23 protein-coding genes are annotated in these 22,505 nt (G+C 55.9%); 15 read left to right on the forward strand and 8 right to left on the reverse strand.

The window, feature by feature from the left end; all coding sequences use genetic code 11:
- Positions 1–104: 104 nt before the first annotated feature.
- The 5 genes from KK102_RS06630 to ptsP are packed head-to-tail and all read left to right on the forward strand — an operon-like array spanning position 105 to position 6,361.
- Positions 105–428: a PTS fructose transporter subunit IIB gene (locus KK102_RS06630; RefSeq protein ID WP_216357222.1), complete on the forward strand. Its 324-nt coding sequence runs from the start codon at positions 105–107 to the stop codon at positions 426–428.
- Positions 429–455: 27 nt separating this feature from the next.
- Entirely contained in the window at positions 456–1,706 is a 1,251-nt protein-coding gene (locus KK102_RS06635) for a PTS fructose transporter subunit IIC (RefSeq protein ID WP_216357223.1), read from the forward strand.
- Positions 1,707–1,717: 11 nt separating this feature from the next.
- A complete protein-coding gene (ypdF, locus tag KK102_RS06640) occupies positions 1,718–2,803 on the forward strand; it encodes an aminopeptidase (protein ID WP_216357224.1) in 1,086 nt (361 codons plus the stop codon).
- Positions 2,803–3,843, forward strand: coding sequence for an aminopeptidase (ypdE, locus tag KK102_RS06645; RefSeq protein ID WP_216357225.1), 1,041 nt, complete (start codon positions 2,803–2,805; stop codon positions 3,841–3,843). Before ypdF ends, ypdE begins: the two co-directional genes overlap by 1 nt.
- 22 nt (positions 3,844–3,865) lie before the next feature.
- On the forward strand, positions 3,866–6,361 hold the full coding sequence (gene ptsP, locus KK102_RS06650) for a phosphoenolpyruvate--protein phosphotransferase (RefSeq protein ID WP_216357226.1): 2,496 nt from the start codon (positions 3,866–3,868) through the stop codon (positions 6,359–6,361).
- Between the two features lie 3 nt (positions 6,362–6,364).
- Here the strand turns inward: ptsP and KK102_RS06655 are convergent, their stop codons facing one another.
- Together KK102_RS06655 and KK102_RS06660 are read right to left on the reverse strand one after the other, a co-directional pair.
- A complete protein-coding gene (locus KK102_RS06655) occupies positions 6,365–7,210 on the reverse strand; it encodes a helix-turn-helix domain-containing protein (protein ID WP_244991855.1) in 846 nt (281 codons plus the stop codon).
- Position 7,211: 1 nt separating this feature from the next.
- Complete coding sequence (locus tag KK102_RS06660) at positions 7,212–7,832, reverse strand: flavin reductase family protein (RefSeq protein WP_126544146.1); 621 nt, start codon at positions 7,830–7,832, stop codon at positions 7,212–7,214.
- Between the two features lie 249 nt (positions 7,833–8,081).
- On the opposite strand from KK102_RS06660, the gene rnk reads away from it, so the two are divergent.
- Both rnk and yldA read left to right on the forward strand, forming a co-directional pair.
- Positions 8,082–8,492, forward strand: a complete 411-nt coding sequence (rnk, locus tag KK102_RS06665; RefSeq protein WP_010428502.1) for a nucleoside diphosphate kinase regulator — start codon at positions 8,082–8,084, stop codon at positions 8,490–8,492.
- A gap of 128 nt (positions 8,493–8,620) precedes the next feature.
- Complete coding sequence (yldA, locus tag KK102_RS22370; protein ID WP_283095801.1) at positions 8,621–8,710, forward strand: small membrane protein YldA; 90 nt, start codon at positions 8,621–8,623, stop codon at positions 8,708–8,710.
- Positions 8,711–8,720: 10 nt separating this feature from the next.
- Here yldA and KK102_RS06670 read toward each other — a convergent pair whose 3' ends face one another.
- Positions 8,721–9,959 carry a zinc-dependent alcohol dehydrogenase gene (locus KK102_RS06670; RefSeq protein ID WP_126544145.1) on the reverse strand — a complete coding sequence of 413 codons (1,239 nt, stop codon included), beginning with the start codon at positions 9,957–9,959 and terminating at the stop codon, positions 8,721–8,723.
- Positions 9,960–10,140: 181 nt separating this feature from the next.
- On the opposite strand from KK102_RS06670, the gene uspG reads away from it, so the two are divergent.
- The gene (uspG, locus tag KK102_RS06675) at positions 10,141–10,569 is read left to right on the forward strand and encodes a universal stress protein UspG (protein WP_126544144.1); all 429 of its coding nucleotides are present in this window, start codon (positions 10,141–10,143) and stop codon (positions 10,567–10,569) included.
- A 60-nt stretch (positions 10,570–10,629) separates the two neighbouring features.
- On the opposite strand, the gene ahpF is transcribed toward uspG, so the two are convergent.
- Both ahpF and ahpC read right to left on the reverse strand, forming a co-directional pair.
- Positions 10,630–12,195 carry an alkyl hydroperoxide reductase subunit F gene (gene ahpF, locus KK102_RS06680; RefSeq protein ID WP_216357228.1) on the reverse strand — a complete coding sequence of 522 codons (1,566 nt, stop codon included), beginning with the start codon at positions 12,193–12,195 and terminating at the stop codon, positions 10,630–10,632.
- Positions 12,196–12,382: 187 nt separating this feature from the next.
- Complete coding sequence (gene ahpC / locus KK102_RS06685; RefSeq protein ID WP_032638815.1) at positions 12,383–12,946, reverse strand: alkyl hydroperoxide reductase subunit C; 564 nt, start codon at positions 12,944–12,946, stop codon at positions 12,383–12,385.
- 623 nt (positions 12,947–13,569) lie between these two features.
- Here ahpC and citR point away from each other — a divergent pair.
- The 3 genes from citR to KK102_RS06700 all read left to right on the forward strand — a co-directional run bounded on the left by citR (position 13,570) and on the right by KK102_RS06700 (position 16,472).
- Complete coding sequence (citR, locus tag KK102_RS06690; RefSeq protein ID WP_216357229.1) at positions 13,570–14,472, forward strand: DNA-binding transcriptional repressor CitR; 903 nt, start codon at positions 13,570–13,572, stop codon at positions 14,470–14,472.
- Positions 14,473–14,637: 165 nt separating this feature from the next.
- Positions 14,638–15,861: a phosphoadenosine phosphosulfate reductase gene (locus KK102_RS06695; RefSeq protein WP_216357230.1), complete on the forward strand. Its 1,224-nt coding sequence runs from the start codon at positions 14,638–14,640 to the stop codon at positions 15,859–15,861.
- Positions 15,846–16,472 carry an IbrB-like domain-containing protein gene (locus KK102_RS06700; RefSeq protein WP_126544140.1) on the forward strand — a complete coding sequence of 209 codons (627 nt, stop codon included), beginning with the start codon at positions 15,846–15,848 and terminating at the stop codon, positions 16,470–16,472. The genes KK102_RS06695 and KK102_RS06700 overlap by 16 nt, the downstream gene beginning before the upstream one ends.
- Here KK102_RS06700 and KK102_RS06705 read toward each other — a convergent pair whose 3' ends face one another.
- Positions 16,473–17,633 carry a pyridoxal phosphate-dependent aminotransferase gene (locus tag KK102_RS06705; RefSeq protein WP_216357231.1) on the reverse strand — a complete coding sequence of 387 codons (1,161 nt, stop codon included), beginning with the start codon at positions 17,631–17,633 and terminating at the stop codon, positions 16,473–16,475.
- Positions 17,634–17,756: 123 nt separating this feature from the next.
- Between KK102_RS06705 and KK102_RS06710 the strand changes: the two genes are divergently transcribed.
- From KK102_RS06710 to KK102_RS06720, 3 genes are read left to right on the forward strand one after another with little or no spacing between them, the layout of a single operon-like run.
- Positions 17,757–18,371 carry a methylthioribulose 1-phosphate dehydratase gene (locus tag KK102_RS06710; protein ID WP_100165310.1) on the forward strand — a complete coding sequence of 205 codons (615 nt, stop codon included), beginning with the start codon at positions 17,757–17,759 and terminating at the stop codon, positions 18,369–18,371.
- Positions 18,368–19,057, forward strand: coding sequence for an acireductone synthase (gene mtnC / locus KK102_RS06715; protein ID WP_148401336.1), 690 nt, complete (start codon positions 18,368–18,370; stop codon positions 19,055–19,057). Before KK102_RS06710 ends, mtnC begins: the two co-directional genes overlap by 4 nt.
- Positions 19,054–19,596, forward strand: a complete 543-nt coding sequence (locus tag KK102_RS06720) for a 1,2-dihydroxy-3-keto-5-methylthiopentene dioxygenase (protein ID WP_126544136.1) — start codon at positions 19,054–19,056, stop codon at positions 19,594–19,596. Before mtnC ends, KK102_RS06720 begins: the two co-directional genes overlap by 4 nt.
- Before the next feature lie 59 nt (positions 19,597–19,655).
- On the opposite strand, the gene KK102_RS06725 is transcribed toward KK102_RS06720, so the two are convergent.
- Together KK102_RS06725 and mtnA are read right to left on the reverse strand one after the other, a co-directional pair.
- Positions 19,656–20,126 carry an SRPBCC family protein gene (locus KK102_RS06725; protein ID WP_216357232.1) on the reverse strand — a complete coding sequence of 157 codons (471 nt, stop codon included), beginning with the start codon at positions 20,124–20,126 and terminating at the stop codon, positions 19,656–19,658.
- A gap of 42 nt (positions 20,127–20,168) precedes the next feature.
- Positions 20,169–21,185, reverse strand: coding sequence for an S-methyl-5-thioribose-1-phosphate isomerase (gene mtnA, locus KK102_RS06730; RefSeq protein ID WP_216357233.1), 1,017 nt, complete (start codon positions 21,183–21,185; stop codon positions 20,169–20,171).
- Positions 21,186–21,288: 103 nt separating this feature from the next.
- Between mtnA and mtnK the strand changes: the two genes are divergently transcribed.
- Positions 21,289–22,488: an S-methyl-5-thioribose kinase gene (gene mtnK / locus KK102_RS06735; protein ID WP_126544133.1), complete on the forward strand. Its 1,200-nt coding sequence runs from the start codon at positions 21,289–21,291 to the stop codon at positions 22,486–22,488.
- Positions 22,489–22,505: the final 17 nt, after the last annotated feature.

A 22,505-nucleotide genomic window follows, 5' to 3' on the forward strand; every position in this document is an offset into this window, starting at 1 on the left:
TCGCACACCTGCATCATTCCTCCAGCTATTGCATTATTTATCCGGTAAACACAGACGAAACCTCCCCGCCATAATCGTGGCGTCATCTACAGGAGGAATTTCACATGGCTAAAAAATTGATTGCACTGTGCGCCTGCCCGATGGGTCTGGCACATACCTTTATGGCCGCTCAGGCGCTGGAAGATGCCGCCACGGAAGCCGGTTACGAGGTCAAAATTGAAACGCAGGGTGCAGACGGAATTCAGAATCGCCTGACGGCTCAGGATATTGCCGAAGCCAACATTATCATCCACGCCATCGCCATTACCCCGGAAGACAACGAGCGCTTTGAAACACGCGATGTCTACGAGATCTCACTTCAGGACGCCATTAAAAACGCGGCGGGCACCCTGAAGGAGATCGAAGAGTTGATTGCAGCAGAACAATAATAATCGTCTACCTCAGGGGTTTTCGTCATGGCAATTAAAAAACGCAGTGCGGTTCGCCCGGAAAGTCACGAGGGCAATACGCTCGCCATCAAATCCGCGCCGGTCGCTGCGGGCAATACCTTCTGGAAAGAGCTTCCTCAGCACATTATGTCGGGCATTTCCCGTATGGTGCCAACGCTCATTATGGGCGGGGTGATCCTCGCTATTTCGCAACTTATCGCTTACGTCTGGCTGGAGATCCCCCCGGATACCAGCATTCTTGATGCCCTGAACTCAGGTAAATTTAACGGGTTTAACCTCTCGGTGCTGAAGTTTGGCTATCTGACAGAGTCGTTCGGCGGACTGCTGTTCAGCTTCGCCATTCCTATGTTTTCCGCATTCGTTGCCAACTCCATCGGCGGCAAACTGGCCTTCCCGGCAGGGTTTATTGGCGGCCTTGTTGCCACGCAACCTACGCTGGTGCTGAATTTTGACCCGGAAAAACTGACCTGGCTTGCCACCAAACCGGTTCCGTCCACCTTTATTGGTGCGCTGATTATCGCGATCGCCGCAGGCTACCTGGTGAAGTGGCTGAACACTAAAATCAGCGTGCCGCAGTATCTGCTGGCCTTCAAAAGCACATTCCTGATCCCGATCATCTCCGCCCTGTTCGTGATGCTGGCGATGTACTACGTCATCACCCCTATTGGCGGCTGGTTAAACGCGGGCATGCGCACCCTGCTGCTTGCGGCAGGTCAGGCAGGTTCGATGATGTACGCCATAGGCATGGCTGCTGCGACGGCCATTGATCTGGGCGGGCCCATCAACAAAGCCGCCGGTTTTGTCGGCCTGGGGTTAACCACCGACCACGTATTGCCGATCACCTCGCGCGCCGTGGCAATTGTAATCCCGCCGATTGGTCTGGGGCTGGCAACGCTCATCGACCACCGCCTGACCGGTAAACGCCTGTTCAGTCCACAGCTTTATCCGCAGGGTAAAACCGCGATGTTCCTCGCCTTTATGGGGATCAGCGAAGGGGCCATCCCGTTCCTGCTGGAAAACCCGCTCGCAACGCTGCCTGCCTACATGATCGGGGCTATCGCCGGGGCGATGACCGCGACCGCGCTTGGTGCAGTACAGTGGTTCCCGGAATCTGCCATCTGGGCGTGGCCGCTGGTGACCAATCTCGGCGCTTATATGCTGAGCATCCTTGTCGGCGCGGTTATCACTGCTCTGCTGGTGGTCACCCTCCGCAACAGCATGTACAAGCGCGGAAAACTCGCCATCGATACGCTGTAATGGGGTGAATAATGGATGTACTGACAGCGCTTCGCCACCGGTTGGCAACAGAAAAACTGGATGGCGTGCTGATCGCGTCGCGCCAGAACAAACAGCCGCACCTGGGTATTTCTACCGGATCGGGCTACGTGCTGGTGACGCAAACGCGCGCGCATATTCTGGTGGATTTTCGCTATTACAACGATATCACCGCGCGTGCGGCGGGCTACCAGATGCATCTGCTCGATGCAGCGAACCCGTTTGCCACGGTAGTGAACCGCCTTATTGCCGAGGAAAACCTCGCCACGCTAGGGTTCGAAGGTGAACACGTCAGCTGGCAAACCGGCTGTCTGTGGCGCGACGCGCTAAATACAACGCTTTGCGGTATCTCCCTTGACGCCCTGCGGCAGATAAAAACGGCGGACGAAATTGCCCGCATTCGTGAGGCCTGTCGTATTGCCGACAGCGCCGCACAGCATATCCGGCGCTTTATTCAGCCGGGTATGCGCGAGCGCGACGTCGCCGCCGAGCTGGAGTGGTTTATGAAGCAGCAGGGGGCGGAAAAGCCCTCCTTCGACACCATCGTCGCCAGCGGGCCGCGCGGCGCACTTCCGCATGGCAAAGCGTCTGACAAAGTGATTAATGCTGGCGAACTGATCACCTTAGATTTTGGCGCCCAATACCAGGGATACTGCTCGGACATGACGAGGACGTTCCTTGTCGGCGGGCAACACCGGGCTCCCGAGGAACATCCGCTCTATGCAATCTACCAGATCGTGCTGAAGGCGCAGCTGGCGGCGATTCAGGCCATTAGTCCAGGCATTCCGTGCCAGCAGGTAGATAACGCCGCACGTTCAGTCATTGAACGCGCTGGCTACGGCCCGCAGTTTGGCCACAATACCGGTCACGCCATCGGCATTGATGTTCATGAAAACCCGCGTTTTTCCCCAACCGATACCACGCTGCTGCAGCCCGGCATGCTCTTGACCGTAGAACCGGGTATCTACCTTGAGGGCGCGGGCGGTGTGCGAATTGAAGACGTCGTTCTGGTGACAGAGACGGGAGCCGAGGTGCTTTACACCATGAATAAAACGCTGCTGCTGACGGGAGAAGAGTGATGGACTATGAATTACTGCGCGCGCTGAGCGAAGCCGATGCGATTGCCGCCTCAGAACAGGAAGTGCGCGATATTCTGATCGCTGAGGCACATAAGTACCATAAAGAGGTGCAGTTTGACGGCCTCGGCTCCGTGCTCATCCGCGTGAATCAGAGTTCCGGACCGAAAGTGATGGTCTGCGCCCATATGGATGAAGTCGGTTTTATGGTGCGCAGCATCTCCCGTGAAGGCGCCATTGACGTACTGCCGATTGGCAACGTACGCATGATGGCCCGCACGCTTCAGCCCGTTCGCATCACCACGCGCGCTGGCGTCAAAATTCCTGGCCTGCTCGACGGAGACGTTAAAGGCGATATCGTCGACAATCTGCGCGTCGACATCGGCGCAACGTCTGCGCAAGAGGTGTTAGACAGCGGCATTGACGCAGGCGACCGCGTGACCTTCGATACGCCGTTCCAGCCCCTTCCCCACAGCCGGGTGATGGGTAAAGCTTTCGACGACCGCCTGGGCTGCTACCTGCTGATCGCACTGCTGCGCGAACTGCATCAGGCTCCGCTCGACTGTGAGCTGTGGCTGGTGGCAAGCTCAAGTGAAGAGGTTGGCCTTCGTGGCGGACAGACCGCCACACGCGTCATTCACCCCGACATTGCCCTGGTGCTGGATACCGCCTGCTGGTCAAAAAACTTTGATTACGGCAGCGCAAATCATCGACAAATAGGTGCCGGTCCGATGCTGGTGCTGTATGACAAAACGCTTATCGCCCCGCCTAAATTAACCGCCTTCATTGAAAAAGTGGCATACCCGTTAGGCATACCGCTGCAAAAAGATATGTTCAGCAATGGCGGCACCGACGGCGGCGCGGTGCATCTTTCCGGCACGGGTGTCCCTACCGTGGTACTCGGGCCGCCGACCCGGCACGGCCACTGCTCGGCATCCATTGCCGATGAAAGAGACATTCATCACACCCATCAACTGCTTGTCGCCCTGGCGGCATGCATGAACCGTGAGACCGTGGCTCACCTGACGGACTTCAGGTGCTGATCTCACGCGGTAAGGAGAAAATATGCTTTCGATTGAGTTTTTCTGCCCGCTGCCCAACGGCCTGCACGCGCGACCGGCCTGGGCGTTAAAGGAGCAGTGCAGCGCATGGCGCAGCGACATTCGCTTTATCAATAAGCGGCTGAACACCCACGCGGATGCTAAAAGCTCGCTGGCACTGATAAGCACCGGCACGCTGTTCAACGACAGCTGCGTGCTGGAGATCGTCGGCAGCGATGAAGAGCAGGCCAGACGCGCGCTTGAGCAGTATATCAATACGGTTTTCATCGACAGCGACAGCATTCCCTCTGGCGACGCACCGCATATCGCGCATCCCCTTCCCCGCTCGCTTCTGCGGCTCAATCCGCAGCTGCAGCACGCCGTTACGCTTGCCAGCGGTATTGGTACAGGTACATTACGGGGCTGGCAGAGCGATAACCTCCAGCGTTACCGCCAACATCCGGCCACGCCGGAAGATATCACCCGGCTGGAACACAGCCTGGCGACGCTGGCAGAGCAACTCAACCAGCGCCTGCGCGGTCTGGAAGGTGAAAGCAAAACCATTATCAGCGCCCACCTTTCGCTGATCCAGGATGACGAATTCGGGGGCAATATCCGCCGTCTCATCAATGAAGAGCGGCTGAGCCTTGCCGGGGCCATTATTCGCAACATGGAGCAGATTTGCGACAAGCTGTCGCTCTCCGCCAGCGACTATCTCCGCGAGCGCGTCAGCGATATCCGCGACATCAGCGAACAGCTGCTGAATATCACCTGGCCTGAACTCCGGCAAACGTCCGGATTTATCCTCAACGCGCCCACTATTCTGGTGGCCGAAGATTTAACGCCCAGCCAGTTTCTAAGCCTTGATCCCCGCTACCTGAAGGGCATGGTGCTGGAGAAAACCGGGCGCACCTCGCACACCCTGATTCTGGCGCGTGCCGCGTCAATTCCAGTGCTGAGCGGTCTGTCGGTCGCCTCACTGGAGCCGTATATGGGGAGTGAGGTGATCCTGGACGGTGTGTGTAGCGTGCTCGTCACAGAGCCTGATGAGGCCGTCAATCACTACTACAGCGTAGCGCAACGCCTGGCGGACAAGCGCCACCAGCAGCAGATCAAAGACGCCGGGCTACCGGCACTCACCCGGGATAACGTACCGGTGGATATCGCTGCCAATATCGGAAGCGCGCTGGAAGCCCCCGGCGCCTTCGCCTGTGGCGCGCAGGGCGTGGGCCTGTTCCGCACCGAAATGCTCTATATGGACCGCGACAGTGCGCCGGACGAACAAGAGCAATATGAAGCCTATCAGCAGGTGTTACTCTCTGCAGAAGGTAAGCCCGTCATTTTCCGCACCATGGACATTGGCGGCGATAAGCAAATCCCGTATCTCAATATTCCGCAGGAGGAGAACCCGTTCCTCGGCTATCGCGCGGTGCGCATTTATCCGGAATTTGCCCACCTGTTTCGAACCCAACTGCGCGCTATTTTACGCGCGGGCGCCAGCGGCAATGCGCTGCTGATGATCCCGATGGTGCACAATCTCGATCAGATTTTATGGGTTAAGCAGGAGCTGCAAAACGTTCGCGAGGAGCTGACGGCGCAGGGGTTACGCCATACGCCGCACCTGCCGCTGGGGATTATGGTCGAGGTGCCTTCAGTCTGCTTCATCATCGATCACTTCTGCGAAGAGGTCGATTTCTTCAGCATCGGCTCGAACGATATGACCCAGTACCTCTACGCGGTCGATCGCAATAACCCGCGGGTATCACCGCTGTATAACCCGATCGCGCCGTCATTTTTACGTATGGTGCGCCAGATTGTCACAACCGCCCAACGCCACGGTAAATGGGTCGGAATTTGCGGTGAACTGGGCGGCGAACGTCGTTACCTTCCTTTGCTTTTAGGCCTGGGAATTGCTGAATTCAGCATGAGCGGTTCACGGATCCCGGCGGTGAAAGCACAGCTTCGCCAACTGGAAAGCGAGGCCTGTCGGGCACTGGCGGAGAAAGCTTGCGACTGTCGCAGCGCGGAAGAGATAGAAACGCTGCTGACCGATTTCACACCAGAAGAGCCGCCTCGCCCGTTGCTGTCGCTGGAAACCATCGTCTTTAACGAACCGCTCACCTCAAAAGAGCAGGTGCTCCAGTTCCTGTGTGGCAACCTGGCGATTCAGGGGCGCACAGAGAATCCGCTGGAGCTGGAAGAGGACATCTGGCAACGCGAAGAGATTGTTACCACGGCGGTCGGGTTTGGCGTGGCGATCCCGCACACCAAATCACAGTGGATCCGCCATTCCAGTATCAGCATTGCGCGTCTGGAAAAACCCATAGACTGGGAATCCGACATGGGCGACGTTGAGCTGGTGATCATGCTGACGCTCGGCGCACAGGAGGGAAACAGCCATGTGAAAGTCTTCTCCCAGCTGGCGCGCAAGCTGGTAAACAAAGCGTTTCGGGAAACGCTGTTCGCAACAGAATCGCCGCAAAGCATCCTTGACCTGCTGAATGCCGAAATCCGCTTCTGATTGCTACTGAAAACGTGCGCGGTACTCCCCCGGCGTCAGCCCGAACTGGCGTCGGAACAGCCTGGAAAAATAGTCGCTGTCGGGATAACCGCAGCGTTTCGCCACCTCGCCCACCGGCAGATGGTATTTTTGCAGGATAGTGCGCGCTTTCCCCATTCGCACCCAGCGAACGTAATCCACAAAGCTCATCGTCCCCTGCTGCGAAAACAGGCGCGACAGGTGGTTAGGGGAAATGGTAAACAGCGCGGCAACGCTCTCCCGCGAGATGGGTTCCGCATAATTATTCTGCAACCAGTTGCAGATGCTTTGATACAGAAAATCCCCGCGTGACAGCCCCGGCTCCGGGCGTAACGAGGCCACCTTTCGACACCAGTGAAGCAGACTCAACGCCAGAGGTTGAATAATGGCCTGATCCTGCGGTGATGTGCTCAAATGTGTAAGCGCCATCAGTATGGCTGCGCATTCGCCTCTTTCAGAATGCGGGAGTTCCACTTTCCGCTGCGGCTGACCGTTGCCGGCAGCCTGGAATGCCAACCCTAGCCAGGAAGGGGCAAAAACAATGCTCAGCAGCATGACCGGTAAGTCAAACACCGGCACATTTGCCGCCTGGGCAGGTAAAAACAACATCTCTCCCTGGCGGATCGCCTTTTGCTCCGGGATCAGCTGGTTGCCATAAACGCCGCGCAACACCACGTCGAGCCGCGGCCATTCAAGGCGAAAGCTCCCGGCAGGTACTGAAGCGGGCGAGTGAGCAAACCAGACGCGCCCCAGCTGCTGCGGGTTGAGCACCAGCCCGCTCAGCAGATCGGCAAAAAACTGTTGCTCGGCGGGAAGCCGGTTGTCGGGCATGTTACCCCCTGCGCGCATCCGGGCGAACCAGGTCAAAGCGATGGCTGTCACTGATGGAATAGTAGGCCGTCGGCCCGCCCGCACGCAGGATCGGCTGCGCCTTTGCAGTCTGATAAATCCCCTCTTCCAGCAGCGTGTCGGCAATATGAATACCGATCACTTCTCCCAATACCAGCCAGGTGTCCACTGGCGTACCGTCTGCGCCGGTTAACTGGATGCACTGCGACAGGCGGCACTCAAAATTCACCGGGCTTTCCGCCACGCGCGGCGCTTTCACCAGCTGGCTGGCGACGGGCGTGAGTCCGGCAAAAGAAAACTCATCTTCATCATGGGGGAGCATGGCCGAGGTTTCGTTCATCGCTTCAGCCAGATCGCGCGTGGCCAGGTTCCAGACAAACTCGCCCGTTTCGTGAATATTGCGCACGCTGTCTTTCCAGCCGTTGCTGGAAAAACCAATGATCGGTGGTCGATAGTTGAAACAGTTAAAGAAGCTGTACGGCGCGAGGTTAAGCAGGCCGTTTGCGTCGCAGGACGAGATCCAGCCAATCGGGCGTGGACCAATAATGGCGTTCAGCGGATCGTGCGGCAGGCCGTGACCCTGAGACGGTTGGTAGAAATACATCGTTCTCTCTCGTTGGTGGGGCGCAACGCCCAGGTTCAGGATACTCAGCGTAACGTATTCCGCCCGGAATGAAGACTGAAAAAATTTCAGCGAAAATTCATATGGGCCATGAATGTGACCATCATCACTTCAAACTTGCACGCTCAGCCAGTATCATCGGGAGAGTTAAACCCTCGCTGCCAGACGGCGAGGGTTTTCTTTTGGATTGGTTTCTGCGTTACACGCAGTATTAACGACATGGAGTAAAAAATGTCCAGACCCACAATTATCATTAACGAGCTCGACGCAGAACGTATTGACCGTCTTCTGGAAAAACCCGAATTCGCTTCTCTCCCGGTGGCCGATGCGCTGAACGAGGAGCTTGACCGGGCGCAGATGTGTACGCCTGAGACCATGCCTCAGGATGTGGTTACCATGAACAGCCAGGTGAAATTTCGTAACCTGACAACGGGCGAAGAGTTGACCCGCACGCTGGTCTATCCAACACAAATGACCGACAGCAGCACACAGCTTTCCGTACTGGCGCCTGTGGGTGCGGCCCTGCTTGGGTTGCGCACAGGTGATACCATTCACTGGGAACTACCGGGTGGCGCGTCGACGCATCTGGAAGTGCTTGAGCTGCTCTACCAGCCAGAAGCCGCAGGCGATTACCTTCGTTAATCCCGCGCTTCCTGCCCTGCAAAGAGGATGCGCTTGCATCCTCTTTTCGTCATTTCACCCGATTGTCCTATATCGCTCAAAATCACCTTAATCCACGCTTAATCTGTTTTGCTGCCGCGGGGACGGTTATGAGTGAGATACTGGCTATCACACTTATTTTTCTCATTTTTTTGGCGATTATCGTCATGGCGGTGCTTTATCTTGAGCGCCACTGGTAAACGACCGGACTCACACTACCCCGCCGGGGAAAGCGTTGACCAGCCCCTTGACCTGCTGCTCTGCCGCCTCGGGGCTTTCCGCGCCGGGAACCAGAATGACTTTGCGACATGCCTCTTCCCGTTTCTCAAAAATCTTGTACGCACGTTCAGCGTCGGCCAGAGGCAGATAGTGCGTGACGATCTCCTCCGGCGTCAGCAGCCCTTTTTCAATCAGCGGCAGCAACTCGCCCAGCCAGGCATGAACGTGCGTCTGCCCCATCTTAAAGCTGATGCCTTTATCAAAGGCGTCGCCAAATAAGAACCCATGAATAAAACCGGCATAGACGCCCGGCACGCTCACCACCCCACCGCGTCGTACGGCCGCAATGCACTGGCGTAGCGCTTTGCCGCTGCTTCCTTCAATCTTGAGATTACTGAGGAGGGTCTCCGTGGTGCTGCCCTTGGCTTCAAACCCAACCGCGTCAATGACCGCATCCACGCCTCGCTGCCCCGCCGTCTGCTCAATGATTTTTTCCGCCGCGTCGTTATCATCATCAAAGTTGATGGGAATGGCACCGTAACGTTCCTGCGCAAACTGCAGCCGGTACGGATGATGGTCAATGACAAAAATCTGTTCAGCCCCTAAAAGCCGCGCACAGGCGATGGTCAGTAAACCGACTGGCCCCGCGCCGAAAACGGCTACGCTCGAGCCTTTTGCTATCTGCGCGTTTTTTGCCGCCTGCCAGGCCGTGGGCAAAATATCTGAAAGGAACAGCGCTTTGTCATCTGACAACAGCTGCGGCACCTTGAACGGCCCGACGTTGCCTTTCGGCACACGAACGTATTCCGCCTGTCCTCCCGGCACGCCGCCGTAGAGGTGGCTATAGCCAAACAGCGCCGCAGGGGCAGGAATTTGCTTTTTGTTCAGCGCCGCGCCCTGCCCGGCGTTGGTTTTCTCGCAGGCCGCATACTGTTGAAGACGGCAAAAAAAGCAGTCGCCACAGGCGATGACAAAAGGGATCACCACGCGATCGCCCTTCTGCACACTTTTCACATCCCTGCCGGTTTCGACCACTTCCCCCATAAATTCATGACCAAAAATGTCGCCGTGCTCGACCTTCGGGATCTTACCGCGGTAAAGATGCAGATCGGATCCACAAATCGCCGTTGCCGTGACGCGCAGGATGATATCGTCAGCTTGTTCAATGACGGGATCGGGGACATTATCAACGCGAACATGGTGTGGACCGTGGTACGTGAGTGCTTTCATGCGACCTCCGAAAGGATGTGAGTAAGCTTCTAAAAGGGTAGCGTCCTCTGAGGGCCAGCCCTGAAATCCGGGCGTTTTGAGATTTATCCTGGCGGAATAGAAAAGTGCTGTTCAGATTACAGAAAGCGATAATATTTTATGTTTGAATGAATTCAGCGTTTATAAACAAGGAGAAACGGGTATGTATCAGACAATCATTATGCCGGTTGATGTTTTTGAGATGGAGCTGAGCGACAAGGCCGTTCGTCATGCCGAGTTCCTGGCGCAGCAGGACGGCATTATTCATCTTCTTCATGTATTACCGGGTTCGGCCAGCCTGAGCCTGCACCGCTTTGCCGCCGACGTGCGGCGCTTCGAAGAGCACCTGCAGCATGAAGCGGAAACGCGGCTGCAAACCATGGTTGAGCACTTCACCATCGACCCTTCACGGATCAAAACGCACGTCAGATTCGGCAGCGTACGTGATGCGGTAAATGAACTGGCGAACGAGCTGAAAGCAGACGTGGTGGTCATCGGTTCGCGCAACCCTTCCATTACTACGCATCTGCTGGGCTCTAACGCCTCCAGCGTGATCCGCCACACGCATATACCGGTGATGGTCGTCAGATAAAAAAAGAGGCCACCTTTCGGTGGCCTCTCGCTATTGCAGGTGTAGCCTTACTTTCTTTTCTTATGCTGTTTTGGTGCGAATCAGGTAGTCAAACGAACTCAGTGACGCTTTCGCACCTTCGCCGGTGGCGATGATAATCTGCTTATACGGCACGGTGGTGCAGTCGCCTGCGGCAAATACGCCTTTCACGTTGGTTTCACACTTCGCATCAATGATGATTTCGCCCATACGGTTGCGCTCAATTGCGCCTTCCAGCCAGGTAGTGTTAGGCAGCAGACCAATCTGTACGAAGATGCCTGAAAGCTGAACGCTGTGCACGTCGCCGCTCACGCGGTCGCGGTATTCCAGCCCCGTCACTTTGCTGCCGTCGCCCTTCACTTCCGTGGTCTGTGCGTTCAGCACGATATCGACGTTTTTCAGGCTGCGGACCTTATCCTGCAGAACCTGATCCGCCTTCATCTCTGGCGCAAATTCCAGCAGCGTCACGTGTTCAACAATACCCGCCAGGTCGATTGCCGCTTCCACGCCGGAGTTACCGCCGCCGATCACCGCCACGCGTTTGCCTTTAAACAGCGGGCCGTCGCAGTGCGGGCAGTAGGTCACGCCCTTGGTACGATACTGGTCTTCACCCGGCACGTTCATGTTGCGCCATTTCGCACCGGTGGCAATGATGATACTGCGTGCTTTCAGCACCGCGCCGGACGCGGTTTCAATCTGATGTAAACCACCTTCAACCGCGGCAGGAACCAGCCTGCTGGCGCTCTGGCTGTCGATAACATCCACGTCGTAGTCGCTGACGTGCGCCTTCAGCGCGCCAGCCAGCTTCTGGCCTTCCGTTTTTGGCACAGAAATGTAGTTTTCGATATCCACGGTATCCAGCACCTGACCACCAAAGCGTTCGCCCATCAGGCCGGTACGGATACCTTTACGCGCGGAGTACACCGCGGCCGCCGCACCCGCAGGGCCGGAACCGACGATCAGCACGTCGTAGGCATCGCGTTTGTTCAGCTCTTCCGCCGCACGTTTTTCGGCACCGGTATCCACTTTGGCGACGATTTCCGTCAGCGTCATACGACCCTGACCGAATTCCTGACCGTTCAGATACACCGCCGGAACGCCCATCACGTTGCGATCGGTGATTTCATTCTGGAAGGTACCGCCGTCAATCGCCGTGTGCTTAATGCGCGGGTTCAGGACCGACATCAGGTTCAGCGCCTGCACCACGTCCGGGCAGTTGTGGCAGGAGAGCGAATAATAGGTTTCAAACTCGAAATCGCCGTCGATATCGCGGATCTGCTCCAGCAGCGCCTGGGCCTCTTTCGACGGATGACCGCCGGTCCACAGCAGCGCCAGCACCAGCGAGGTAAATTCATGCCCCAGCGGCGAGCCGGCAAAGCGCGGTCCCTGGTCAGAGCCCGGGTTGGTAATCAGGAAAGAGGGCTTACGGACGTTAAGCGAGTTATCTTCTTTGAAGGTCACTTTTGGCGACAGTTCGGCGATCTCCGCCAGCAGTTCCTTGATCTCTGCCGATTTCGCGCTGTCGTCCAGCGTGGCAATCAGCTCAACGGGTTTGGTCAGTTTCTCAAGGTAGGCCTTAAGCTGGGTTTTCATGTTTGTGTCGAGCATTGTTCTTCCCTCTCTTAAAACGTCATCATGCAAGCTGCCTTACACGGGCGGCCTGAATGCAACTTGCATCATGGTGCTGGAATGAAATGGGCGCGGGTGCGCCCATTGATTGCCAGGTGGCACTTCGTTTACCCGGCCTACAATACTGTAGGCCTGTGCAAGCGCAGCACCGCCAGACTTTACAGACTTAGATCTTGCCGACCAGGTCTAAGGATGGAGCGAGAGTCGCTTCGCCTTCTTTCCATTTCGCCGGGCACACTTCGCCTGGGTGAGAAGCTACGTACTGAGCGGCTTTCACTTTACGCAGCAGGTCAGATGCGTCACGGCCGATACCTTCAGCGGTAACTTCGATAGCCTGGATAATGCCCTGCGGATCGACAACGAAGGTCGCACGGTCGGCCAGGCCTTCATCTTCACGCATATTGTCGAAGTTACGGGTCAGGGCGCCAGTCGGGTCACCGATCATCGCGTATTTGATTTTCGCGATGGTTTCAGAGCTGCCGTGCCATGCTTTGTGGGTGAAGTGGGTGTCGGTAGAGACAGAGTAAACGTCTACGCCCAGCTTCTGCAGTTCGTCGTAATGGTCTGCCACGTCGCCCAGTTCGGTCGGGCAAACGAAGGTGAAGTCAGCCGGATAGAAGAAGAAGACGCTCCAGCGACCTTCGGTATCTTTCTCGGTTACTTCAATGAACTCACCGTTTTTGAACGCCTGGTTTTTGAAAGGTTTAATTTTAGTGTTAATCAAAGACATCTGTACTTCCTCCGTGTTTTCGTTGAGATGTAAGGTAACCAACTTTTTTCATCGGGGCTAATGCGTATGCTTTATCAAATCAATCAGCCAAACCTTACAACATCAACAAGACAGCAAGGTGAACCTTATTAAAGGGAGCCTGAAAGTAAAAAGGCCGCCTCAACGGGCGGCCCTGATACCTGAATTCCCCGCAGGTACATTCAGTGCCAGCCGAAGCTGGCGTTGCGTTGCGCTCTACAACCCTTTATATCAAGGCGGTAACAGCGGTTTGATTACACCATTCACGCAGGCAATGAGCAATCCATAAGAGAGATAGTCCTGCCTATGGCTGTGATAGGTATGATCGAACATGTTCTCAAAATGTTATAAATATAATTCCGTGATGAATTCCACACAATATATAAATATCAATCATCATTCAATTCATGCGTTCGACCTTTAAAGATAAAATTACCTTAACCACCCTTGAAGTTTTGTTTCATTAATTTGATAGCGTGATATATTAAGATGACTTAAATCCAAAATTAAGTGAGTTAACCACAGGGATTGTAAATGGTTAACTTCAAACTATAGTTATCAGTGATGTGATAATCACAGCAAACACGGCATCCTCAGGACGAAACATGGCAAATCTCTACGATCTTAAAAAGTTTGACCTTAATCTACTGGTAATATTTGAATGCATTTATCAGCATCTCAGTATCAGTAAGGCAGCCGAAACGCTTTATATCACGCCATCCGCTGTGAGTCAGTCCTTGCAACGCCTGCGCGGCCAGCTCAATGACCCATTGTTTATTCGGTCGGGAAAAGGGATCACTCCCACTACGGTGGGGGTTAATCTGCATCAGCACCTTGAAGAGAACCTTAACCAGCTTGAGCAAACCATCAACATCATGCACAGCAGCGGGCTTAAAAAGAATTTTGTGATTTACTGCCCGCAGTTTATGACGCCTAGAGTCATGCTTGACCCGATGAAAATCTTGATCGAAAAGCATAACTATCAAATTGAGTTGCATGATGTTTTCCTTGCTCCCGATTCTGCAGAAGATCTGTTGGCGTACCGGAAAGCAGACCTTGTATTCTCCTTTGCTTCACTGAATAGCCGTTCGACGGCATGCAGTTTGTTTTACGAGATGCCTTTTACGCTGGTTTGCCGCCAGGACCATCCCCGTATCGGTTTACATGCGACGCGTGACGAGATTCTTCAGGAAAAATTCACGGCCTACCTGAGTGATGAGCTGAGCGTGAAGAATTATCAGGAGAATGCTGAACAACTGCTTCCCGAGCGAAATATCGTTTTTCGCAGCGATTCGTTTATATCACTGCTGTCGATGATTAGCTTTTCTGACATTATTGGATTAACCCCCACGCCAGCCCTGGAGCATTACGGCCCGGCATTAAACCTGCGTAAAATCGAGACGGACTTCACCTTCCCTACGATAAAAATTTATATGATGTATAATCGCTCGGCACTGAATAGCTCGGCATTTTCCAGTTTCATTGAGGAACTATCCTTACCACATTAATAATGGGCGACTGCTCTTCAGGCAGTCGTTCATATTTAAATGCATTCACTTGATTAATGTATTAACTTTATCGACTGTTTTATCTGTAATTATTTACGCACAGAGAGTATCATTCCCAATTATTAACACTGCCATTTGATAATTATTACTCAACAAGGGAATGATATGTCAGTTTACAAATTTCCATTGGATAATAACGTCCTCAATGCAACACAAGAGCGAATAGAATGGACGCTGGTAAATTTATCCAGAGTCTGTGTCTCTTTTTCAGGCGGAAAAGATTCCACCGTCTTGTTACATTTGACGGCATTACACGCACGCACGATAAAACGAAAAATAGATGTTTTATTTATCGACTGGGAAGCGCAATTTACCTGTACCATCAACCATGTCGAACATATGCGTGCCTTATACAGCGATGTAATCGATCGTTTCTGGTGGGTGGCGCTTCCCCTCACGACGCAAAATTCCCTGTCACAATTCCAGCCAGAATGGCAGTGCTGGGAGCCGAAAGCCCAGTGGGTGCGGCAACCTCCAGACGATGCCATCACCGATCCTGCCTTTTTTCCTTTCTATCAGCCAGGAATGACGTTCGAGACATTTGTTCGCAGTTTTTCTGACTGGTTTTCCTGCAATCGCCCGGCAGCCGTGCTGATTGGCATTCGTGCCGACGAGTCTTACAACCGCTTTCTGGCCATCGCGTCGGCACGTAAGCAGCGGTTTGCTGATGATAAACCCTGGACGACCATCGCGCCGGGTGGACATGCCTGGTATGTTTATCCCCTCTACGACTGGAAAACCGCCGATATCTGGACCTGGTTTGCAAAAACGGGCTGTCGCTATAACACGCTCTACGATCTAATGTACCAGGCGGGTGTGCCGCCGCGCTATATGCGTATTTGCGAGCCCTTTGGTCCGGAACAGCGTCAGGGGCTGTGGCTCTATCATGTTGTGGAGCCTGAACGCTGGGCCGCCATGTGCGAGCGCGTCAGCGGGGTACGCAGCGGGGGAATTTACGCAGGTCACGACAACCATTTTTATGGTCACCGCAAAATACTCAAACCCGAACATCTTTGCTGGCGCGAATACGCCATGCTGCTGCTCGACAGCATGCCGCAAAATACGGCGGAGCATTACCGCAATAAAATCGCGGTGTATCTGCACTGGTATCAAAAGAGAGGTATGGACGATATTCCCGACACGCAGGAAGGTGACATCGGGGCAAAAGATATTCCCTCGTGGCGACGTATTTGTAAGGTTCTACTCAATAACGACTACTGGTGCCGGGCGCTCTCGTTCAGCCCAAATAAACCCAAACACTATCAGCGCTACAGCGACAGAGTGAAGGCAAGACGCAAGGAGTGGGGAATTTTATGCGACAACGACTAATCACAGAAATGGAAACATACCTTCAATCACTTACAGAAGAGGAACGAATTGACGCCATCAATGCGTTTCGTGAGGCGATACATAAAAACAGTCCTTTTCGCGATCAGCCCGTCGACTGCGTAATGTGGATCAAACAAGACGATATTACGGCCAACGATTACAACCCCAATACGGTAGCACCGCCGGAAAAGCGGCTGCTGAGCAGATCGCTGGAGCTTGATGGCTTCACCCAGCCTATTGTTGTTACCGAAAGCGAGCCTCAGCATTATGAGATCGTAGATGGTTTTCACCGCCATGAAATCAGCACGAACCGGGCGGTGTTAAAGCGCCAGCTCAAGGGATACCTGCCCGTCACCTGTCTGCGCCGGGAGCGGCAGAATAAACATGACCGTATGGCCGCTACCATCCGCCACAACCGGGCGCGCGGGCGGCATCAGATCAACGCCATGTCTGAGATCGTTCGCGAACTGGTGCAGCTTGGCTGGGACAACGAGAAAATAGGCAAGGAGCTTGGGATGGACAGCGACGAGGTGCTGCGCCTCAAGCAAATTAACGGTCTGCTGGAGCTGTTTGCAGACCGTCGTTACTCGGAAGCCTGGACGGTGAAATAATCAGAGCGAATTCAGACGCTCAGCCGCCGCGAGGAGCGTCGATCCCTGCTTCGCAAAGCAAAGGCGAATCAGCCTGTGCGGGAAGGGATCGGCGCAGAACACCGACAGCGGAATAGCGGCCACACCCACCTCTTTCGTGAGCCACTGGCAAAAGCTCACGTCGTCCAGATCGGAAATTGCGCTGTAGTCGGCCAGCAGGAAGTAGGTCCCTTCGCAGGGTAAAATCTCCAGACGGCTTTTGCTCAGCGCGTTCACAAACAGATCCCGGCGTTTTCGATAGAAGTCCGGCAGATCGCGGTAGTGCTCCGGCTCGGCGCGGAGCATATCCGCCAGCGCCAGCTGGGCGGGCGTGTTCACCGCAAAGGTCAGATACTGATGCACTTTGCGCAGCTCGGCGCTAATGGCTGCCGGTGCCACGCTATAGCCCACTTTCCAGCCGGTCATATGGTAGGTCTTACCGAACGAAGAAACGGCGATAGCGCGCTCGCGAAGCTGCGGATGCGCCAGCACGCTGGCGTGCCCTTCCTCTGCAAAGCAGATGTGCTCGTACACTTCGTCGCTCAGAACATAAATCTCACGTTCGGCAATGGCCTGCCACAGCGCGGCGAAATCGGCCTTTTGCCACACCGTCGCCGACGGGTTGTGCGGCGTATTCAGGATCACCAGGCGGGTTTTATCGCTCAGCAGCGCGGCAAACGCCTGCCAGTCAGGGCGGAAATGCGGTGGCTGGAGCGCCACGCGTTTCACCACGCCACCGGAAAGCTCGATGGCTGGCGCGTAGCTGTCGTAGCTCGGATCAAAACAAATGACTTCATCGCCCTCACGCACCAGCGCGGTAATCGCCGCATACAGCGCTTCGGTCGCCCCTGCTGTCACCGTGATGTCGGTGTTCGCATCAGGCTTATAGCCATACAGCTCAGCCGTTTTGTCTGCAATGGCATCCCGCAGCGCCTGCACGCCCGTCATCGGCGCATACTGATTCGCCCCCTGCGCCACGTGGTACGCCAGACGCTCCTGCAGATAGGTCGGCCCGTCGAAATCCGGAAATCCCTGAGAAAGGTTAATGGCGTTGTGCTGCTGCGCCAGGGCGCTCATCTGCGTAAAGATGGTGGTACCGAGATTGGGAAGTTTACTTTTCGGAATCAATGGGTTAATGCTCATTGTGTTGTGCCTGCTTGTAATACTTATGTTGCTGCCACTATAACACGATGTTAGTCTTTGGCAATCAAGACGCTTAGACGTCTAAACAATATGAATATTCCTGGCCGAGAGGGTAAAAGGAAAATGACAGACAACCTGCAACTCACGCATCTGGTCGACGCCTGCCGCTGGATTGGCGCCAAAGGCTGGGCACCCGCCACCGGCGGCAACATGTCGGTGCGGCATGACGAACGCCTGTGCTGGCTCAGCGAATCCGGCAAAGACAAAGGCAGCCTGACGACGGAGGATTTTCTCCAGGTGGAGATCGCCACCAACCGCGCGCCGTCGGGTCGTAAGCCATCAGCCGAAACGGGGCTACACACCCTCATCTATCGTCTGTTCCCGGAGGCCAACGCCGTCCTGCACGTGCACACGGTCAACGCCACGGTGCTGTCGCGCCTGGTGAAAGAGGCTGAACTGAATATTAGCGGCTTTGAGATGCAAAAATCCCTCACCGGACAGACCACGCATCTGGATACGGTTTCCATCCCGGTATTTGATAACGACCAGGACATTGACGCCCTCGCCTCGCGAATCGCCCATTACGCGCAGGAACGCCCGCTTAATTATGGTTTTCTTCTGCGCGGTCATGGCTTAACCTGCTGGGGACGCGATGTGGCCGAAGCCCGCCGTCATCTGGAAGGACTGGAATTCCTGTTTGAATGTGAAATGCGTTTACGACAACTGGAGAGAGTATGATTCGCGCAATTGTGACGGATATTGAAGGCACCACCAGCGATATCCGTTTTGTCCATGATGTTTTGTTCCCCTATGCGCGTGAGCGGCTGGCGGCCTTCGTCACCGCGCAGCAGTACGCCGAGCCGGTCACATCCATTCTGGACAACCTGCGTGATGAAATCGGTCACCCGCACGCCAGCGTCAGCGAGCTTATCGATGCTCTGTTTGCCTTTATGGATGAAGACCGCAAATCCACGGCGCTCAAAGCGCTGCAGGGGATCATCTGGCACGACGGCTACGTGAACGGCGACTTTACCGGCCATCTCTACCCGGACGTGCTGCCCGCGCTGGAAAAATGGAAAGCGCAAGGGATTGATCTCTATGTTTATTCCTCTGGCTCCGTCGCCGCGCAGAAACTGTTATTTGGCTACAGCGACGAAGGTGATATTACTCATCTGTTCAGCGGCTATTTTGATACCCACATCGGCGCCAAGCGCGAGGTGCAGTCTTATCAGAACATCGCGGCGCAAACGGGCATCGCCCCGTCGCAGATCCTGTTCCTCTCCGATATTCATCAGGAGCTGGACGCGGCTGAACGGGCAGGTTTTCGCACCCTGCAGCTGATTCGCGGCGATGATGACGGCGCGAGCCACCACCATCAGGTCCACCAGTTTGACGAGATTAATCCGGAGCAGATCCCTTCATGAGCGCATTGACCATTTATTCCGATAAAGACGCCAGCAAACACCAGTGGCACAGCACCGACGCCGCCGAGATCGCCCAGCAGCTCAACGCGAAAGGCGTGAGGTTTGAACGCTGGGCTGCGGATCGCGATTTAGGAGACGATCCCGCGCCCGAAGCCGTGATCGCGGCGTATCAACATGCCATCGACAAGCTGGTCGCAGAGAAGGGTTACCAGAGCTGGGACGTGATCAGCCTGCGCGCCGACAACCCGCAGAAAGAGGCGCTGCGCGCGAAGTTCCTGAACGAACACACCCACGGCGAAGACGAAGTGCGCTTCTTCGTAGAAGGCGCGGGGCTGTTCTGCCTGCACATTGGCGATGAGGTGTATCAGGTGCTCTGCGAGAAAAACGACCTGATTTCCGTGCCCGCGGGTACGCCGCACTGGTTCGATATGGGTTCAGAGCCGAACTTTACGGCGATTCGTATTTTCGATAATCCGGAAGGCTGGGTGGCCCAGTTTACGGGCGATGCGATAGCGGATGCGTATCCTCGCCTCGCATGATCTTTTCTCCCTCTCCCTGTGGGAGAGGGTCGGGGTGAGGGCATCAGGCCGCTCGGGCTTCAACGCTCCAGTCCCTTCACATACCCCACCAGTTGATCCAGCACAATCCCCCACCCTTCGTGGAAGCCCATCTGCTCGTGCTGCTCGCGGATTTCCTTCGTGGGGTGACGCGCAATCGCCGTATAGCGGGTTTTGCCCACGCCCACCTCTTCCAGCAGCAGGATCGCCGTCATAAACGGCTTCTCGGCCGGCTTCCAGCCTTCGGTATAGCCGTCGGTAAAGACCAGCTTTTTCCCCGGGTCGATTTCAAGAAATACGCCCCGGTTATCCATCCGCTGACCGTCCACCTCAAACACGGTGTTGAACCGTCCGCCCACGCGCAGGTCGAGATCGCATTCGGTCACCTTATGGGGAGCTGGAATGAAGAAGTTTTTGATGTGCTCCGGCGTGGTCCAACAGAGCCACAGCAGGTCGCGCGGGGCATCCACCACGCGCTCCAGTTTTAAGTCTGTTTCAGGATCGAGCGTCACGATATTGTCCTCTCAGGGAAACCCCTTAAAGGATAGCCGGACTCAGGCGAATTTCCCGTTTGCCACCTCTTGCGGCATGACCACACCCGTATCCAGCACCCAGCCGCTAATCAGCGAGGCTGGCGTAACGTCAAACGCCGGGTTGTAGACCTGCGCGTTTTCCGGCGCCCACTGCACCGCGCCAAAGCTTCCGGCGACGCCCGTCACCTCGCTGGCGGTGCGCTGCTCAATCGGGATCGCATCACCGTTCGGGCAGTCCGGATCGAGGGTCGTTTGCGGCGCGGCCACGTAGAACGGAATGCCGTGGAATTTCGCCAGCACCGCCAGAAAATAGGTGCCGATCTTATTCGCCACGTCGCCGTTAGCCGCAATGCGGTCTGCGCCCACCCACACGGCGTCCACCAGCCCTTTCGCCATCAGGCTGGCGGCCATGGAATCGGTAATCAGCCGATACGGTACGCCCAGCTCGCCCAGCTCCCACGCGGTCAGTCTACCGCCCTGCAGCAGAGGACGGGTTTCATCCACCCAGACGTTGCTGACCTTGCCCTCCTGATGCGCGCGGGCAATCACGCCCAGCGCCGTACCGACGCCCGCCGTTGCCAGCCCGCCGGTGTTGCAGTGGGTCAGCAGGCAGCTGCCGGGCTTCACCAGCGCGCTGCCGGCTTGCGCAATGGCGTCACAGAGCCGTTTGTCTTCGTCGATCAGGCGCAGCGCTTCGGCTACCAGCGCCGGAACATACTCTTCCTGCCACAACGCAATCTTCATGCGGTCAAGGTTGTTCATCAGGTTCACCGCCGTCGGGCGGGATGCGCGCAGGGTTTCCAGCGCCACCGCCAGTTGGTCGCGGCTTTTGCCGTTTTCCGCCAGCAGCGCCAGCAGCAGGCTTGCAGAGAGACCAATCAGCGGCGCGCCGCGCACCCGCAGGGCGTGAATATGCCCGACCAGCGCCTCGACCGTTGAGGCATCCAGCCAGCGTTTCTCCTGCGGGAGGGCCTGCTGGTCGAGAATAAAGAGCTGATTATTCGCCACCCGCAGGCTGGTCGTCTGTAATGTCTGCATGTCGTTAATTCCCTGTTGCGTTGTTGTAGCACATTGTGTCAGGATGAAATCCAGATGTATAGACGTCTACATGTCTTTATTAGCAAACCGTGAGGAACAGGCCATGTCGCAATACCGTACCTTTACCGCTCAGGACGCCGTGGAATATGCCAGGCAGTTTGGCGGCCTTGACGATCCTTCATCGCTGGTGGAGGCGCAGGAGGTAGGCGACGGCAACCTCAATCTGGTCTTTAAAATTTTCGACAGCGCGGGCGTGAGCCGTATCATCGTTAAGCAGGCGCTGCCGTACGTGCGCTGCGTCGGCGAGTCCTGGCCGCTGACGCTGGACCGCGCCCGTCTGGAGGCGCAAACCCTGGTCGAGCACTACCGGCACAGCCCGCAGCACACGGTGAAAATCCACCACTATGATCCGGAGCTGGCGGTGATGGTGATGGAAGATCTCTCCAGCCATCGCATCTGGCGCGGCGAGCTGATCGGCAACATTTACTACCCGCAGGCAGCGCGTCAGCTGGGTGAATACCTCGCGCACGCGCTGTTCCACACCAGTGATTTCTACCTGCACCCGCACGAGAAAAAAGCGCAGGTGGCAAAATTCATCAACCCGGAGATGTGCGAGATCACCGAAGATCTGTTCTTCAACGATCCGTACCAGATCCACGCGCGCAACAGCTACCCGGCCGAGCTGGAAAATGACGTCGCCGCGCTGCGCGACGACGCCCAGCTGAAAATTGCCGTGGCCTCCCTGAAGCACCGTTTCTTTTCTCAGGCGGAAGCCCTGCTGCACGGAGACATTCACAGCGGCTCGATTTTTGTGGCCGACGGCAGCCTGAAGGCCATCGACGCCGAGTTCGGCTATTTCGGGCCGATTGGCTTTGACGTCGGCACCGCTATCGGCAACCTGCTGCTCAACTTCTGCGGCCTGCCGGGGCATCTTGGCATTCGCGATGCCGCCGCCGCCCGCGAGCAGCGTCTGACCGATATTCAGGAACTGTGGAACACCTTCGCGGAGCGCTTCCAGGCGCTGGCACACGAGAAAACACGCGACGCCGCGCTCGGCGCGCCGGGCTATGCCTCCGCATTCCTGAAAAAGGTCTGGCATGATGCCATCGGCTTCTGCGGCACCGAACTCATTCGCCGCAGCGTCGGGCTTTCCCACGTCGCGGATATCGACACCATTCAGGACGAGGCGATGCGCCACGAATGCCTTCGCCACGCGATAACGCTCGGCAAGGCGCTGATTGTGATTGCTGACCGTATCGACAGCGCGGAAGAGCTGGTGGCGCGGGTGCGGCAGTACAGCTGATTTTCTCCCTCTCCCCG

Origin of the sequence: Enterobacter quasimori (assembly GCF_018597345.1) — a bacterium.
GTDB lineage: Bacteria > Pseudomonadota > Gammaproteobacteria > Enterobacterales > Enterobacteriaceae > Enterobacter > Enterobacter mori.

What these genes read in the sequence shown, in the direction of transcription:
- KK102_RS06670 (WP_126544145.1), bottom strand. Translation starts at nt 9,959, where the DNA reads ATGAAAGCACTCACGTACCACGGTCCACACCATGTTCGCGTTGATAAT.
- ypdF (WP_216357224.1), top strand. Translation starts at nt 1,718, where the DNA reads ATGGATGTACTGACAGCGCTTCGCCACCGGTTGGCAACAGAAAAACTG.
- KK102_RS06660 (WP_126544146.1), bottom strand. Translation starts at nt 7,832, where the DNA reads ATGTATTTCTACCAACCGTCTCAGGGTCACGGCCTGCCGCACGATCCG.
- KK102_RS06635 (WP_216357223.1), top strand. Translation starts at nt 456, where the DNA reads ATGGCAATTAAAAAACGCAGTGCGGTTCGCCCGGAAAGTCACGAGGGC.
- mtnA (WP_216357233.1), bottom strand. Translation starts at nt 21,185, where the DNA reads ATGCAGACATTACAGACGACCAGCCTGCGGGTGGCGAATAATCAGCTC.
- KK102_RS06655 (WP_244991855.1), bottom strand. Translation starts at nt 7,210, where the DNA reads ATGCCCGACAACCGGCTTCCCGCCGAGCAACAGTTTTTTGCCGATCTG.
- KK102_RS06630 (WP_216357222.1), top strand. Translation starts at nt 105, where the DNA reads ATGGCTAAAAAATTGATTGCACTGTGCGCCTGCCCGATGGGTCTGGCA.
- ahpC (WP_032638815.1), bottom strand. Translation starts at nt 12,946, where the DNA reads ATGTCTTTGATTAACACTAAAATTAAACCTTTCAAAAACCAGGCGTTC.
- ptsP (WP_216357226.1), top strand. Translation starts at nt 3,866, where the DNA reads ATGCTTTCGATTGAGTTTTTCTGCCCGCTGCCCAACGGCCTGCACGCG.
- citR (WP_216357229.1), top strand. Translation starts at nt 13,570, where the DNA reads ATGGCAAATCTCTACGATCTTAAAAAGTTTGACCTTAATCTACTGGTA.
- yldA (WP_283095801.1), top strand. Translation starts at nt 8,621, where the DNA reads ATGAGTGAGATACTGGCTATCACACTTATTTTTCTCATTTTTTTGGCG.
- KK102_RS06695 (WP_216357230.1), top strand. Translation starts at nt 14,638, where the DNA reads ATGTCAGTTTACAAATTTCCATTGGATAATAACGTCCTCAATGCAACA.
- KK102_RS06705 (WP_216357231.1), bottom strand. Translation starts at nt 17,633, where the DNA reads ATGAGCATTAACCCATTGATTCCGAAAAGTAAACTTCCCAATCTCGGT.
- ypdE (WP_216357225.1), top strand. Translation starts at nt 2,803, where the DNA reads ATGGACTATGAATTACTGCGCGCGCTGAGCGAAGCCGATGCGATTGCC.
- mtnK (WP_126544133.1), top strand. Translation starts at nt 21,289, where the DNA reads ATGTCGCAATACCGTACCTTTACCGCTCAGGACGCCGTGGAATATGCC.
- rnk (WP_010428502.1), top strand. Translation starts at nt 8,082, where the DNA reads ATGTCCAGACCCACAATTATCATTAACGAGCTCGACGCAGAACGTATT.
- ahpF (WP_216357228.1), bottom strand. Translation starts at nt 12,195, where the DNA reads ATGCTCGACACAAACATGAAAACCCAGCTTAAGGCCTACCTTGAGAAA.
- mtnC (WP_148401336.1), top strand. Translation starts at nt 18,368, where the DNA reads ATGATTCGCGCAATTGTGACGGATATTGAAGGCACCACCAGCGATATC.
- KK102_RS06720 (WP_126544136.1), top strand. Translation starts at nt 19,054, where the DNA reads ATGAGCGCATTGACCATTTATTCCGATAAAGACGCCAGCAAACACCAG.
- KK102_RS06700 (WP_126544140.1), top strand. Translation starts at nt 15,846, where the DNA reads ATGCGACAACGACTAATCACAGAAATGGAAACATACCTTCAATCACTT.
- uspG (WP_126544144.1), top strand. Translation starts at nt 10,141, where the DNA reads ATGTATCAGACAATCATTATGCCGGTTGATGTTTTTGAGATGGAGCTG.
- KK102_RS06710 (WP_100165310.1), top strand. Translation starts at nt 17,757, where the DNA reads ATGACAGACAACCTGCAACTCACGCATCTGGTCGACGCCTGCCGCTGG.